This window comes from Rufibacter tibetensis, assembly GCF_001310085.1.
Classification (GTDB): domain Bacteria; phylum Bacteroidota; class Bacteroidia; order Cytophagales; family Hymenobacteraceae; genus Nibribacter; species Nibribacter tibetensis.
The window spans coordinates 4,729,090-4,743,781 of sequence record NZ_CP012643.1 but is presented as its reverse complement, the minus strand read 5'-3'; the positions used below and the strand labels follow the sequence as shown (position 1 = coordinate 4,743,781).

At 47.5% G+C, this 14,692-nt stretch carries 12 protein-coding genes, 1 pseudogene and 1 riboswitch; of the genes and pseudogenes, 4 read left to right on the top strand and 9 right to left on the bottom strand.

Features of this window, described 5'->3' with window-relative positions:
- Nucleotides 1-79: 79 nt before the first annotated feature.
- The 3 genes from DC20_RS19630 to DC20_RS19620 are packed head-to-tail and all read left to right on the top strand — an operon-like array spanning nucleotide 80 to nucleotide 4,161.
- Nucleotides 80-2,104 carry an N-6 DNA methylase gene (locus tag DC20_RS19630; RefSeq protein ID WP_062545400.1) on the top strand — a complete coding sequence of 675 codons (2,025 nt, stop codon included), beginning with the start codon at nucleotides 80-82 and terminating at the stop codon, nucleotides 2,102-2,104.
- The gene (locus tag DC20_RS19625) at nucleotides 2,091-2,972 is read left to right on the top strand and encodes a site-specific DNA-methyltransferase (RefSeq protein ID WP_169788207.1); all 882 of its coding nucleotides are present in this window, start codon (nucleotides 2,091-2,093) and stop codon (nucleotides 2,970-2,972) included. The genes DC20_RS19630 and DC20_RS19625 overlap by 14 nt, the downstream gene beginning before the upstream one ends.
- A 4-nt stretch (nucleotides 2,973-2,976) precedes the next feature.
- A complete protein-coding gene (locus tag DC20_RS19620) occupies nucleotides 2,977-4,161 on the top strand; it encodes a phospholipase D-like domain-containing protein (RefSeq protein WP_083470389.1) in 1,185 nt (394 codons plus the stop codon).
- A gap of 70 nt (nucleotides 4,162-4,231) precedes the next feature.
- Here DC20_RS19620 and DC20_RS19615 read toward each other — a convergent pair.
- The 5 genes and pseudogenes from DC20_RS19615 to thiM all read right to left on the bottom strand — a co-directional run bounded on the left by DC20_RS19615 (nucleotide 4,232) and on the right by thiM (nucleotide 9,402).
- Nucleotides 4,232-5,619 (bottom strand): annotated as a pseudogene (locus DC20_RS19615) (type I restriction-modification system subunit M).
- A 202-nt stretch (nucleotides 5,620-5,821) separates the two neighbouring features.
- Nucleotides 5,822-6,475, bottom strand: coding sequence for a thiaminase II (tenA, locus tag DC20_RS19610; protein ID WP_062545397.1), 654 nt, complete (start codon nucleotides 6,473-6,475; stop codon nucleotides 5,822-5,824).
- Complete coding sequence (gene thiD, locus DC20_RS19605; protein WP_062545396.1) at nucleotides 6,462-7,292, bottom strand: bifunctional hydroxymethylpyrimidine kinase/phosphomethylpyrimidine kinase; 831 nt, start codon at nucleotides 7,290-7,292, stop codon at nucleotides 6,462-6,464. The genes tenA and thiD overlap by 14 nt, the downstream gene beginning before the upstream one ends.
- Nucleotides 7,289-7,930, bottom strand: coding sequence for a thiamine phosphate synthase (gene thiE, locus DC20_RS19600; protein WP_062545395.1), 642 nt, complete (start codon nucleotides 7,928-7,930; stop codon nucleotides 7,289-7,291). Before thiE ends, thiD begins: the two co-directional genes overlap by 4 nt.
- 671 nt (nucleotides 7,931-8,601) lie before the next feature.
- Nucleotides 8,602-9,402: a hydroxyethylthiazole kinase gene (gene thiM, locus DC20_RS19595; protein ID WP_062546056.1), complete on the bottom strand. Its 801-nt coding sequence runs from the start codon at nucleotides 9,400-9,402 to the stop codon at nucleotides 8,602-8,604.
- An 80-nt stretch (nucleotides 9,403-9,482) separates the two neighbouring features.
- Nucleotides 9,483-9,578, bottom strand: a riboswitch (TPP riboswitch).
- Nucleotides 9,579-10,118: 540 nt separating this feature from the next.
- Here thiM and DC20_RS19590 point away from each other — a divergent pair.
- The gene (locus DC20_RS19590) at nucleotides 10,119-10,742 is read left to right on the top strand and encodes a thiamine phosphate synthase (RefSeq protein ID WP_062545394.1); all 624 of its coding nucleotides are present in this window, start codon (nucleotides 10,119-10,121) and stop codon (nucleotides 10,740-10,742) included.
- Here the strand turns inward: DC20_RS19590 and moeB are convergent.
- The 4 genes from moeB to DC20_RS19570 are packed head-to-tail and all read right to left on the bottom strand — an operon-like array spanning nucleotide 10,717 to nucleotide 14,425.
- Complete coding sequence (gene moeB / locus DC20_RS19585; RefSeq protein ID WP_062545393.1) at nucleotides 10,717-11,835, bottom strand: molybdopterin-synthase adenylyltransferase MoeB; 1,119 nt, start codon at nucleotides 11,833-11,835, stop codon at nucleotides 10,717-10,719. The two genes, DC20_RS19590 and moeB, sit on opposite strands and share 26 nt — an antisense overlap.
- A gap of 10 nt (nucleotides 11,836-11,845) precedes the next feature.
- On the bottom strand, nucleotides 11,846-12,979 hold the full coding sequence (gene thiH / locus DC20_RS19580) for a 2-iminoacetate synthase ThiH (RefSeq protein WP_062545392.1): 1,134 nt from the start codon (nucleotides 12,977-12,979) through the stop codon (nucleotides 11,846-11,848).
- Nucleotides 12,972-13,757 (bottom strand): thiazole synthase, encoded by a 786-nt coding sequence (locus DC20_RS19575; protein WP_062545391.1) that lies wholly within the window; start codon nucleotides 13,755-13,757, stop codon nucleotides 12,972-12,974. The genes thiH and DC20_RS19575 overlap by 8 nt, the downstream gene beginning before the upstream one ends.
- A gap of 8 nt (nucleotides 13,758-13,765) precedes the next feature.
- On the bottom strand, nucleotides 13,766-14,425 hold the full coding sequence (locus DC20_RS19570) for a thiamine phosphate synthase (RefSeq protein ID WP_062545390.1): 660 nt from the start codon (nucleotides 14,423-14,425) through the stop codon (nucleotides 13,766-13,768).
- Between the last annotated feature and the right edge of the window lie 267 nt (nucleotides 14,426-14,692).

Below are 14,692 nucleotides of genomic sequence, written 5' to 3'. Positions count from 1 at the left end.
CAATTGCCAAAGTTTTATGATTTGTCTGTGATCATTATTTGTAAAATCACTAATTTGCAAATGTTTTATTAATACAAAAATGCACCAGATAGATTTATTTACTCCAAGTAAAGGGAGTACTGTTGAGAAGGAAATAACATTGCCTAAAGAAATTATTTATAAATGTTATAATTTAATTGTTGAAACTGAATTTACTAATAATAAAATATTAATAGAATTATTTTCTTGTAAAGATACGGCTTTAAATTTAACTGAATTTACAGACAAACATTTATCATGGGTTATATTGAGTATTATTTCATGTTTTAAAGCTTTAAGTAAAAATGAACAGGTTGTAACTTTTTCAAGTGCTTTCAAATGGTTTTTTGGGTCATCTTCAAGTATTGAAGCAACTGATATTATTGATAAAAAAGCTTTATTAAATATAGAAAATGAAATTAATAATTTGCCCAACTCTTATTTCAAGACAATTTTACCCTATATTCTAGATCATCATGGATTTGGTACAAGAAGGAATGTTCTTAAAATCTCTAGCAATTTAGAAGCTCGTAAAAGTAAAAAAAATACAGGGGTTTTTTATACACCTTGGGATTTGTCTCTTTATATGGCGAATTGGGTTCTAAAAAAGGATTATAATGGAACCCTAATTGATCCTGCCTGCGGTACTGGTATTTTCTTGCTTGCAGCAGCTAAAATAAAGCTAGAAAATGGTTGTACGGCTGAGGAAATAGTTAAAACGTTATATGGTATTGATATTGATCCTATTTCAATAAGTTTATCATGCTTTGTTCTTTCCACATATTTAAGTCCTCACTGTGATAGTTTATCACCTTTTCAACTATGGCATTTGTTTAGGCTGAATATAACCAACTATGATACAGTAAGTTTGTTAAAAACTCAGGATGAAATGAATTATCCTATTGAAACTTTTAGCAGAGAAGAGCTTAATGTTCAAATTAAAAAGAGTCCTTTTTTAGAGAATTCATCAAAATCAAACAAAAGGCCAATAGCCAAATTAATTGATTTATTTCCTGAAACAAAAGGAGATTTTAAATGCTTGTTGGCAAATCCGCCATATTCACCAATAGGCAATCGTTTAGATTTTAAAACTCTGACAGCTGCTTTTAATTTACCTGATAATACTAGGCTAAATTCGAAATCAAATATTTTTTTAGCTTTTATTCAATCAATGTGGAAATTTACTAATTATGGCAGAGCTATTATTGTGGTTCCTATGTCAATTTCATATAATAGCTCGGGTTTATTTAAATCCACTAGAAAAGTTATAATGAACCAGCCAGGATCATGGAAATTTTCTTTTTTTGACAGAACTCCTGATTCTATATTTGGAGATGATGTAAAGCAAAGAGCTTCCATTATTAGCTATAGTAAGAAAGTTGAGGATAAAAATTTTAATATTAGTACTACAGAAATAATCAGATGGACATCAAATACTAGAAAAGAATTGTTTAGCAAAATTAAACATAAACAATTAAATGATGTAAATATTATTGATAAAATACCCAAGTTTAGTGCTAATTGGGAGAGTGAATTATTTAGCAAAATTTCTATTTCTAGAAAATTAGATTGTAATCTACTTTTAGAAGATAAGCCTTTAAAATATGGGAGGGAACAACTAATTAAAGTAGGTAAAACAGCTTATAACTATTTTTCTATATATCCGTGCTCAAGTGAAAAGCTAAATTTTGTAGAAAACAAAGACTTTTACTTTCCAAATACATTTACTCTTTTTTCAATTTATGCAATTCTTTGCTCAAATCTGGTTTATTGGCTTTGGCGAGTTGAAGAGGATAGTTTTCATGTACCTGCGAACTTCATTAAACGGTTACCTATAGGAGTTGTCAATCAACCTAATTTGATTGCTAAACTTGATTCATTGGGGCAAGCTATTTGGGAAAAAGCGAAAGAGCAGCCAATTATTAGCAAAAACAAGGGAAGAGAAACTGTTTCTTACAAAACACATAATATAGAGGAAATCATATGTGTGGATAAAATTTTAGTTAATAGTTTAGGTGCAACTGCTATGAACGCCATTGAATTGAGTAAATTTGTTTCAAATAATGTTTCAGTTGGAAGAGAATAAAGATATAGTAGGTATGATTGAGGAAGTGTTGATGTCTAAAGAGGAAATCAAGGAGAAAAGTAAATTAACAAAAGAGGAATGGCGTGATTATACAAAAACAGTTTGGCATATTGCGAATACCTCACATTCAGTTCATCCAGCTGTTTTTCCTCCAGAAATTCCGAAGAGGCTCATAAAGCTTTTTTCTTTTTATGGTGAGACTGTTTTGGATCCTTTTGCAGGCACTGGAACAACCGGATCAGTTGCTAACCAATTAGGCAGAGATGCTGTCTTAGTTGATCAGAATCCAGATTACATAAAAATAATACAACAAGGGGCTTCCGAATTAAAATTTAATGAGGCTAGGTTGAAAGTTATTCATGGTGACAGCCGTAAATTAGATTCAGTTGAGGATAACTCTATAGATTTAATAATTACTAGTCCACCATATTGGAATAAAGCTGATTATGGGGAATCAGAAGCCAATATAGGTACTGTATCAGGTTATAATAGTTTTTTAACTGCTATTAGACCAGTATTTGAGGAGTGCTTTAGAGTTCTAACTCCTGGAAGAAAAATTTGCATTGTTACTGCTAATGTGAATCAACATACAGATCATGGTTTGCTTACATTCCCTCTCGCAGCTGATTTTACTATCATGTTGAGAGAATTAGGATTTGTGATGATTTCAGAAGTGATATGGTCAAAAGATGGAACAGGAGGTAAATGGGGATCTTCAGGTGAGCAGAGACCAATTTTCGGAAGCTATCCTTATCCACCAAACTTTTTATTTAAAAATGTCCATGAATATGTCATTATATTTTCTAAACCTGCATTGAAAAAAACCAAAGGGACTACAGTACTTCCATATGACCAATTAATGGATTAACTATATGAGCAAATTTTTATCACAACCCTTGTCTTTACAATTTGGCGAATATCTTAAACAAGAATTAAATAATTTAGATTGGAAATTATTAGAAATTGGAGTTGCTTGGGTTAGAAGGTCTGGTGTAAGACATATATTTAATGATTTAGCAGCTTTCTTAGAAAGGGGGGGCGAAATAAAATGTATAGTAGGTGTAGATTTTGAGCATACAACTTTAGAAGGCGTTCAGGATTTAATGTTACTCAAAGAACATGGAAAGTTTATACTTTACGTGTATCATAATGAAGCAAGCAGTGTTTTTCATCCTAAATGTTACCTTTTTTCTAATAATGAATACGCGAAACTGATTGTTGGTTCAAATAATTTTGTAGAGGCAGGACTATATACTAATATAGAAGCATCGCTTGAAATAACTGAGCAATCATCAGATCCTGCAATTGTAGAAGCTAAGAAATCATTTGAGTTTTGGTGTGATACCACCAATAACCTGGCTTTCGAATTAGATGAACCTTTTTTTAATGCTCTAGTTGAAAATGGCTATCTAAAATCTGAGACTGACCTTAAATCGTTCTTAAGTTCCTATAGAGGTTCAAGTACTTCTAATGAGTCACCTACTGCAACTCAAAATAGATTATTTGGTAGAAAAAATTATTCAGCTCCTAGAGTATCTAGGCAAAGTGATAGTGTTGAAAATATTGAAGAGGTATTTAGTGAGGCCTCAAATCAAGATTCTGATGAAAATGTAAATTCCGCTGAAGAACAAGCTCCAACAGGAACAACACCAAGTCTTCGAGGGAGAAACTTATATATGAGAGTAAGAAAAGCTCATGAATCTAGGCTTACTCAAACGCAAATCCCCAAGAGGCTTCTTCAAGATATGTTTTTTGAAGATCTAAATGAGATTATAAGTGGTCATGATGGGGAAGTGCATCGCGTGAGTGTTGCTCATGCTAGGGGTGCAATAAATACTATGAAATTAGAAGTGCCAGAAATGAGGGATTTCGAAGATCCTGTTATGGAATTCAGGCATACTGATGATGGACTGATATATAATGTGTATGATTCTTCTACTTTGCAAGGGCAAAGAATTAGGAGGATACTTGATGAAGGGTTAAGTAGTTCACCTCCAACTACCTTCTCTACCTTGCCAAGTGACTTATCAAGGGCTACTCTATGGAGATTTATCTAATTTTAATCGCCTTGTTTAGCTCTAAGTGATTTTTCAATAAAGCACGTAAGTCAGCTAAAGCTGCAAATTGTTAAAATATTCTGGTTAAAGCACGTAGTTGTAAGTAACCACTTCCTCTAAAAGTAGCGGCCTTGCAGAAGTGTTCCACATTTGCGTAGTTGTAGCCCAGCCATGGTGCCAATTTGCGGGCATCTATAAACAGGATCTCGTTTTTGCCTTCGCCGTCGCGGCGATCGCGGTTTTTGCTCAAAAGAAAGATACAGGCAGGTATGCCAGTGGTCAGGAACAGCTTGCGGGCATCTGTACAATACAGTCTACCATGCCTTGGGTAATCATGTGCTCGCGCACGTTCTTTTCGCCGGTGCTGCCGGTGGTCATGGCACCGTTGGCCATTACTACGCCCGCCGTGCCGCGGGCAGAGAGGTGGTGCCACAGCGTCTGGAACCACATATAATTGGCGTTGCCGGGGGTGGTGAAGGTGTCTTTGGCCCCGAAGAGGCGCGGGTCGTTGTCGGGCAGCAGCTCGGGGTGCCAGTTAGAAATGTTGAACGGCGGGTTCATGAGGGCGTAGTCTGCCGTAAGGCCCGGGAAGCGGTCGTGCAGCAGGGAGTCGTCCAGCTTTACGTCAAAAGAGAGATTGCGCAGCAGCAGGTTCATCTTGCAGAGGCGCAGCGTGCCCTCGTAGCGCTCCTGCCCGTAAATGGAGATGTCGTTTTTGTCGCCGCCGTGCGCCTGCAAAAACTTGAAGCTCTGCACAAACATGCCGCCGCTGCCGCAGGCCAAATCCATGATGCGGCCCTTGAGCGGCTCCAGCATTTCTACCAGCAAGCGCACCACGCTGCCCGGCGTGAAGAACTGCCCCGCACCAGAGCCCTCGGCCATGGCGAACTTACCAATGTAATATTCATACACGCGGCCGTAGATGTCGCTCTCGGGGTTGTTTATCTCAGAGAACTTCTCTTTGGAGAACAGGTTGATGAGCCCGGCCACCTGCGTGGGCGAGAGCTGGCTCTTCACGAAGATAGGCTCCAGCACACCTTTGTAGTCGGGGTTGCGTTTGGCCAGCAGCTCGTCAATGAGCACGAAGGCCTGGTCTACGGTCACCTTGATGTCGTCCTGCTCGGCGTTCTCGCGCAGGTAGTCCCAGGTCGCTTCTTTGGGCAGGCGGTAGGCGTTCTTTACCTGGTACTCCAGCTCGTCTTCCAGTACTTCGCTCTGCTGGTGCGCTTCTATGTTGTAGTACTCAGATTCAGGCTCCAGAAAGGAAAGCTGAATCTCCTGCTTTCTTATCTCAAAGCGCTCAGAGAGGTGCTTCACAAACAGGAGGGAGAGCACGTAGTCTTTGTACTGGTTTTCGGCCACGGCGCCGCGCAGCTCGTTGGCTACGTCCCAGAGTTCTTTCTCAAAATCAATATCGCCTTTGGGTAAGGTACTGGTGGGGGTATTCTTTTTGGCCATGTGGGTAATAAAGGGGGTAGTGTAATATGGGAAGTCTAATATATTGAAATTTTATAGCCTTTTAGAAGGAGTTAAAAGCATTCCAGATTAAAAAATAAAAAAATCCTCACTGAATGTATAACTCAGTGAGGATTAACTCTTTTGATAAATGGCCTGCTTTAAGCCACTTTTTCAGAAATCAAGCCTTAAACTGCTTACTCCTTTACACCGGCCACTCTTCTAACTTATAGGCACTATCCCAGAACATCCATTCCAGTTTAGAGGCGGTGACGTAGGCCTCGGTCATGGCCTGGTGTTGGGCGGGGGTACAGGTCTCGGCCACTTCGTCACAGACCCGGATGGCGCGGGCCACAATCTGCCCGAATTCCTCGCCGGCGTAGGTGTTGATCCAGTCCTGGTACGGGTTATCGGATAGCTGCTCCTTGGCGTAGATGTAGTCGCCTACGGCTTTGTAAATCCAGAAGCAGGGGAGTACGGCTGCCATGGCCACCTCCAGGGGCGCCAGCGCGGCCTGGCTGAGCAGGTAATGCGTGTAGTGCTGGCAGGTAGGAGAGAGGGGAACCCCGGGTTGGATGTTCAACTTCTGGACATAGCCCGCGTGCAGCGCCTGTTCTACCATCAGGGCCCCTTCGGCGAAGCGCATGAACTCCAGGGCATGGGCGCTGTGCTGGGCCCGGGCCGCAATAAGCGACAAGGCCCTCCCGAAGCCCGCCAGGTACAATGAGTCCTGCGCGATGTAGAAGGTAAACTTTTCAGGGGCCAGCGTGCCGCTGATGAGTTCCCGGATAAACGGCATCTGGGTGATCTGCGTGTAAATGGGGCTGCCTGTCTGCCAGGCGGTGTTACTCCAGTTCATGTTTCTGTAGGGGTTGCGGGTGGAAGAAATGATTGAGGGGACCATGGCCTGCGCCGGTTTTCACATCTTTGCCCTGGTCAATGGCCTGGTGCACGTAATCGCGGGCCTGGGTAATGGCCTGCTGAAGGGGCAGTCCCAGCGCGAGGTACGCCGCAATGGCCGAGGAAAGCGTGCAGCCGGTGCCGTGCGTGTTCTGGCTCTGGATGAACTCAGATTCAAACACCTGCAGGTGTCCGTTCTGCGGCAGGAAAACATCATACAGCCGGGGACCGGGTAGGTGCCCGCCCTTGAGCAGCACCGCGCCGCACCCCGTCTGCAGGATCTTCTGGGCCGCCACTTGCATCTCGTCTACGTTCCGGATGGAAAGGCCACTCAGGATCTGGGCCTCGTCCAGGTTAGGCGTTACTACCTTGGCCAGCGGGAAAAGCACCTGTTGCAGCAGCTGGATGGTCTCATCCTGAATCAATTTATCGCCGCTGGTAGCTACCATCACGGGGTCCAGCACTACGGGCACGGGGTACTGCCGCAGCTGCTCGGCAATGGCCTGCACCAGTTCGGGGCTGTGCACCATGCCAATCTTGATGGCCGCCGGTTTAATGTCTTCCATCACGGCCTTGATCTGCCCTTTGACAATCTCGGGCGGTACGCTGTGTATGCCGGTAACACCGCGGGTGTTCTGCACCGTAATGGCGGTAATGGCCGAGGTCCCGAAGCAGCCCAGTGCCGAAAAGGTTTTCAGGTCGGCTTGGATGCCGGCCCCGCCACCGCTGTCTGATCCGGCTATGGTGAGCACCGCCGGGTAGGTATAGTATTTCATAAAGCTTTCTCGATTTGGTTTCTAATGTCCTCGGCAACCCTAGCCGGATCTGGCGCCGAAAGGATGGCGGAGACCACCGCCAGGCAATCGGCGCCGGCCGTTACCAGATCGGTGGCGTTCTCCGCGCTCACCCGGCCAATGGCTACCAAGGGTTTTGTAGTTAAATTTCTGATTCGGCGCACACCTTCCAGCCCCCACTCGGTAATGGTATCGGTTTTAGTAGGCGTCGCGAAGACCGGGCTTAAGGCCACGTAATCGGCGAGCTGTGCATGCGGGCTCTGGAGATGGGCTTCGTCTTCCAGGGAATACCCCAGAATACCGCAGCCCGCCCAAGCTTCCCGGATCTGCTGTGGCGCCACATCGCTGTTGCCCACGTGAATGCCCGCTACTCCGCTCTGCTGGGCCACACCCAGGTGATCGTTCACAATGAGCGGCACCCCGTACCGGTCCAGCAACTCCCGCAGCCGCAGCGTTTTCTCCAGGAAAGCCGCCTCAGGTAGTTCCTTCTCCCTGATCTGCACCAGATCCACCCCGCCCTTCACCGCCGCCTCCACTACCTGAAAGAAGTCCCTGCCCAAGCACGCCTTTTCATCGGTGACGAGGTACAAGCGGTAGGGGAAAGGGTTGTTTGTTTTCATGTTTGTTTTAGTTCTATGTTAATCTTGGTTCACTTCAAAGGAAACCACTTGTAAGGCTGATCCAATTTTGGTAACCCTTTCTTTTATACATGGTTCAAGTCTGTGACTTGGACCTACCTTGTCTGGAAGTTTGCAACTTCCGTGAGACGTAAGCCTCAAGCACGTTTGTTTAACCTCAAGCACCCCTCATGCTTCATCAGCCAACCTTGTGTAGGGTGAAGTGAAAGCTTACAATTGCTGCTAAGTTGGGCTACCCGATTGTCCCCCTTTGAAGGGGGTAGGGGGATGACCTATTCGCCTCATCCTCAACAGCCCTTTTTTGCAACCACAAGCAGAAGTAAACCATCGGCAATGTATCTGTTGAGGCTTTCGCCTCACTGAAGTTGCAAACTTCAGGTCATGGTAGGTCCAAGTCACAGACTTGAACCATGAATGGGGTTGAGCAGGTGTGGGTTAGAGTCTGTTTTCAGGCTTATTTCCATATTATAGCCCTCTTTCTCTCGTGTTGAGACTCCCCCTTTGAAGGGGGCGAAGGGGGATGTTTACACCTGCAGATCATGGCATCCCCAACATTCCTTCTTCCTTTCATTTGCTTCAGTTTATTAGGTATAGAAGCGGCTTTGTCATCCCCCAACCCCCTTCAAAGGGGGACATTCTTGGTAGTGCTCAGTTCAGGAAGATTCGCCCAACTTCACCCGCTTCAGAAAAGCCTCTTTGCTTAATTGATGCAAGCCATCCAGGAAGTGCAATTGCAGGGTTCCCGGGCCATTAGCTTGTTCTGCCGCGACCTCCCCCGTTACGCCCATCAGCGCCATGGCGGCTAGGGTGGCGGTAAACGGATCTTCCGGCTGCACGGCGCAACAAGCTCCGGTGAGGGCACTGGCGGTACAGCCCATGCCCGTGACTTTGGCCATGAGCGGGTGCCCGTTGGAGAGGCTATGGTATTGGTTTTGGTGAATGATGAGGTCAGTGGCACCGGAGATGCAGACCACGGCTCCGGTGGCAGCACTTAGTTCCTGGCCTGCGGTTAGGGCTTCCTGGCTTTGATGGGTGCTGTCTACGCCTTTGGTCTTGGAAGAGGTTTTCACCAGGGCCATTATCTCAGAGGCATTGCCCCTGATGACAGTAGGTTTGTACGTTAACAGCTCTTCCAGTACCTGGTTGCGGTAAGGCGTGGCACCGGCGCCTACGGGGTCCAGGACCCAAGGTTTTTGAAGGGCATGTGCCTGCTGGGTGGCCAACCCCATGCTTTCCACCCAGTACTCGTCCAGGGTACCGATGTTGATGACCAAGGCGCTGGCAATGGAAACCATGTCTTGTACTTCGGGGTGGGCGTGGGCCATGACCGGTGAGGCGCCCGCCGCCAGCAAGGCATTGGCGGTGTTGTTCATGACCACGTAATTTGTGATGTTGTGCACCAGCGGTGCCTGTGCTCTAACGGCTGAAATGATGTCCCAGAGTCTCTCCTGCATATACTCTTGTTTAAAGTTCAAGATGGGCTCAGGAGCCTCCGGTGAGAAGGAGGGAGGATTGAAAAGAGAGAAGGCTGATGAATGCCTTCCATGCTTTTCCCTACGCCAGTATGACCTGGATCAGGTTCAAAGGGTACTATCTCAGTTCCAACATTGGAACGCCCCTAAAGCCAACCCCAATATAGTAGGTTTAGAAGTGAGATTGAAGTGATGGCACGGAGAAAGGGTAAATTTGTGCTGTTTTCGTGAAATTAGATCCAAAACGGTACTGACCCTTCAATACTTTATCAGCACACCTGATTATGTTTCTTTCCTCCTTTATCGTGAAGTGGGAAATTATCAAATTCTATAGGCAGTATGCGTTCGATGGCAGTTGGATTAACTGAAGAATGTTGCTAGTCTAAAAAAGTCAATTATTAGTAGAGAGCATGTTATAGTAAAGATTCTGTTTTCAACTAAGCCCCCGGCAACAGGTGGCTTGTGCCTTCGTTTTGGAGCAGTTTCTTTGAAAACAGCCCGAAAAAAAAGGTTTAATTTGATGAAGACACAGGTAGGCCCCATTTCGCCAGAGTTAAATCTGCAAACTTTAATAATATTTTAGTTCCTGCTTTCTCGTCTTGCCTAAGAGATCCTTGTAGCATGACTAATAAATGAGGACTTATAACTTTATGGCTTAGTAGGCACTTATGACATACCTTAGAAGCAGAAACCAAGCTATGCCTGTTCCTCCTTTTAACCTGGTGGTAGTTACGCCAGATAATAGTACGCCATTACAAATAGCCCTTTGGCTTGAATTATTAAATGCCGGCGCAGATTACCTTTATGTGCGAGGAGATGTAGAAGCTTATGAGGTGCAGGAAGAGTTGGCGAGGCTTGTTTCCCGGGGATATGCATCTAAGCTGATTCTGCCCCGCACTCAGGCCAAGTCGTTAGAGGCTGCGGTTAGGTATTTCCATGTGAAGGAACGGGAACGGCATACTTCAGAACGGACGTATTCTCCGACTATCCCTTATTCTACCTCCGTTCATGCGCTTTCAGATATAGGAGATTTAGACCCGGTGTTTCAACTGGTGTTTTATAGTCCTCTGTTTCGCAGCATCAGCAAAGAAGGGTACGGGCCAAAAACGGAACTTGCAACAATACAAAAGGAGTGGCAGGCGCTGAAGGCACAGCAAGGGCGTTTGCCCAAAGTCATAGGCTTAGGAGGCATTTCGGCTGACAACGTGCTGGAAGTAAAACAGGCGGGTTTTGATGGGGCGGCTCTGCTGGGGGCTATCTGGCAACAGGAGGATCCGGTAGGGGCTTTCCGCACGGTTATTGGGGCGCTACAGGAGAAGTAAAATGGGAGGCTAGTTGGGTTCGTTCTTCTGGGGTGAGGCGATTTATTCCGCCTGCTAAATTGTACAGGTTGGTGAAGCCCTTAGCCTGTAAGAGACGGCAGGCCTTTTTGCTGCGCATGCCGCTTTGGCAATGTACCACCACCGGCCTGTTGGTGGGTATGGCGGGCCAGGTTTGCTCCAGTGCAGACAGCGGGTATAACTTTCCGCCCATGTGTTCGCGCAGGTATTCATCTGTTTCCCGTACATCCAGCAGCGTGAATCTTTCTCCTGATTGGAGTTTGTGCAGCAGGTCAGGGAAGGAGATATCAGTGATAGGTTCCTCGCATAAAGAAGCTTCCATTGGCAGCTCAGTAATGCTCAGGTTCATCGGGTTTACCCCGAAGGAATAGGTGTTGAACTGCAGGGTAAGCGCATTCAACACGAGAAGTTTGCCCGCTGCGATTTCGCCTAGGCCGGTAATTACTTTAATAGCTTCATTGGCCAAGAGGCATCCCACCAACCCCGGTAAAACGCCCAGCACCCCTACCTCTGAGCAGGAGGCCAATTCACTGGCTTCGGGGTAGAGACAACGGTAGGTGGGGCCACCCTGGTAATTGAAGACGCTGATTTGTCCCTCAAACTTGAAAATAGACCCAAAAACCAAGGGTTTTTTCAGGATCACGCAGGCATCGTTGACCAGATAACGGGTTGCAAAATTATCGGAGCCATCTATCACCAGGTCATATCCCGCCAGCAGTTCCAACGCATTTTGCGGCTGTAAATGTACCGGATAGCTGATGAGATGCACGTACGGGTTCTGCGTCTTCAGTTTTTCCTGCGCCACTTCGGCCTTTAAACGGCCCACATCTGGTACCGAGAATAAGATCTGGCGTTGCAGGTTGCTTTCTTCTACCCGGTCAAAATCTACAATGCCTATGGTGCCCACCCCGGCGGCAGTAAGGTATTGAAGTACCGGGCAGCCCAGTCCACCCGCCCCAATCACCAGCACTTTGGCTTCCTTGAGTTTCTGCTGTCCGGCCAAGCCTATTTCAGGCAAGATGAGGTGACGGGAATAGCGGTTGGTTTCTTCGGGAGTGAGCGTAACGGAAGGCATATAATTACAATTAGGTAGCTTGAAAGGAACGATCCCAGTCTTTCCAGACGGGTTCATAACCTTGCCGGCGAATCATCTGGGCGATTTCCTGGGGCGAGCGTTCGTCTGAGATCTCAAACTGCTCTAAAGATTGGGGTTCCACGGCATAACCGCCCGGGTTAGTTTTTGAGCCCGCACTGATGCTGGTGATGCCCAGCTTGATCACGTGGTCCCGGAACCGCTCACTTTCGCGGGTAGACAGGGAAAGTTCTACCTCCTCGTTCAGCAGCCGGTAGGCGCAGATAAGTTGCACCAGTTCTTTATCGGTCATGTAAGCGGCAAAGCTTTTGAGGGCACTCTGCGCGGAGGTGCCTACCTCTATGGGCCTGAGCCGGGGGAAGGAAATGCTGTACTTTGTTTGCCAGTAGGTTTTCTCCAGGTACTCCAGGTGTAAGGCGGTGAAAAAGCAATCGGTGCGCCAGTCTTCCAGCCCGATCAGAACCCCGAGACCCATTTTGTAGATGCCTGCCTTGCCCAGCCGGTCTGGGGTGTTGAGGCGGTAAGAAAAGTTTGACTTTTTACCTTTGGGGTGGTGCACCTTGTAGTTCTCTTCATGGTAGGTTTCCTGGTACACCAGAACCGTATGCAGCCCAACTTCCATAAGCTCCTCATAATCGGTCTGCTCTAAAGGCTGCACCTCCATGGAAATGTGCGCAAAATGTGGCCTGATCAGTTCAATGGCCTTTTTCAGGTAAGGGACGCCTACCGTTTGGTTGGCCTCGCCGGTTACCAGTAACACGTGCTCATACCCCATTTCCTTCAGCACCGCCACTTCCTGCAAGATCTCGGCAGGGGTGAGGGTGCGGCGCGGTATTTTATTGTCCAGGCTGAAAGCGCAGTAAGTGCAGATGTTCTGGCATTCATTGGAAAGATACAGGGGCGCGTACATCTGCAGCGTCTTCCCGAACCGTTTCTGGGTAGCCCGGTGGCTCAGTTGCGCCATCTGCTCCAGGTACGGCAGGGCCGCAGGGGATAGGAGCGCCTTGAAATCTTCCAGCGTGCGTTTCGTCTTCTGCAAAGCTCGTTCCACATCGGTGGCTGTTTTGCCATAGATGCTGCGCTTTACGTCTTCCCAAGAATGCTGGTGAAAAACAGATTCAAACATGGTCTTCTTCTAAAAAGGCGGTGAGCGGGCTGCTGGCTTCGGCGAATGTACGGGGCTGGGCCAGTTTGGCCTCGTACGCCATTCGGCCGGCCTCAACTGCCAAACGGAAAGCCAGTGCCATCTTTACCGGGTCTTCTGACACGGCAATGGCGGTGTTCACCAGCACGGCATCGGCGCCTAGTTCCATTGCTTCAGCGGCGTGGGAGGGTGCGCCAATCCCGGCATCCACAATCACCGGCACCCGGCTCTGCTCAATAATAATCTCCAGGAAATCGCGGGTACGGAGCCCTTTGTTAGACCCGATGGGAGCCCCCAACGGCATGACCGCTGCGGTACCCACTTCCTCCAGATGCTTGCACAAGACTGGGTCGGCGTGGATGTAGGGCAGTACCACAAAACCCAGTTTCACCAGTTCCTCGGCGGCTTTCAGGGTTTCAATGGGGTCGGGGAGCAGGTACTTGGGATCGGGGTGGATTTCCAGTTTCAGCCAGTTGGTTTCCAGCGCCTCTCGGGCCAGTTGCGCGGCAAAGATGGCTTCTTTGGCCGTGCGTACCCCAGAGGTGTTGGGCAGCAAATGAAACTGCGGATGTGACAAGTGGCGGAGGATATCGTCCTGTTCCTCTGCCAGGTCAACTCTTTTCAGGGCTACCGTGACCAGTTCTGAGCCTGAGGCCAGCAGCGCTTCCTGCATGTTCGCCGACGAGGGAAACTTGCCCGTGCCGGTAAACAGCCGCGACTGAAAGGTTTTATCTGCGATGTTGAGAGGAGAAGAAAACATGAGTACGCTTAAGTTGAATAGGTTGTAGTGAGTGCATCTTCCAGCACCTGCAGCAAGGCTTGGGCAGAGGCAGCCCCGTTTTCATTTTTGTTGATGGCGGAGGAAACCGCTATGCCATGCACCCCGGCCTCAAAAAGGGAAGGAACATCTGTGCCTGTTACCCCGCCAATGGCAATCACTGGCAAGAAAATGCCTGCCGCGCGGCATTGTTCCAATAACTGCTGGTAACCCAGTAACCCCAGAATGGGACTGAGCTTTTCTTTGGTGCTGGTAAACCTGAAAGGCCCCACCCCCACGTAATCTACGCCCGCAGCGGCATGAAGCTGAATGTCTTCAAAAGTGTTCGCGGTACCACCGATGATCATGCCTAGCCCCAGGATTTCCCTGGCCTTCTTGGTAGGCAGATCGTCTAAGCCCAGGTGCACGCCATCGGCGCCTATTTCCTGCGCCAACGCTACATTGTCGTTGATGAGGAGCTTGGCCCCGTACGCCCGGCAGACAGCCAGGGTGTTCAGCGCTTCCTGTTTCCAGTGCTCGGGAGAAGCGTTCTTCAGGCGCAGTTGCACCCACTTCACGCCGCCAACACAGGCCTTTTCCGTCAACTCGGCATGGGTGAACCCCGGAATATCCTGCGTAATATAATGAAGCCTGGCAATCGTCTTCTGCATTTGTTCTTGCTAAATGTATTTGATAAAGTCACGGAAGCCAATCCGCAACATACTTCTATCCATACCTTCTATGCCCTTCGTTTCGGCCCTGTTTTTCATAAATCCTGTCCGAAAGGGAGGCGCATAGCAGAGTGAGCGACACGCGAGGAAACTCGCGCCATAAAGAACTGATCAGGTTAGTTTTACCCTTCATTTCTGGCCCGCTTTGGAGAAAGTAGGGCTGAAACGAAGGGTTATCAAACAGCCACTGCTTCCTGATGGCAACAC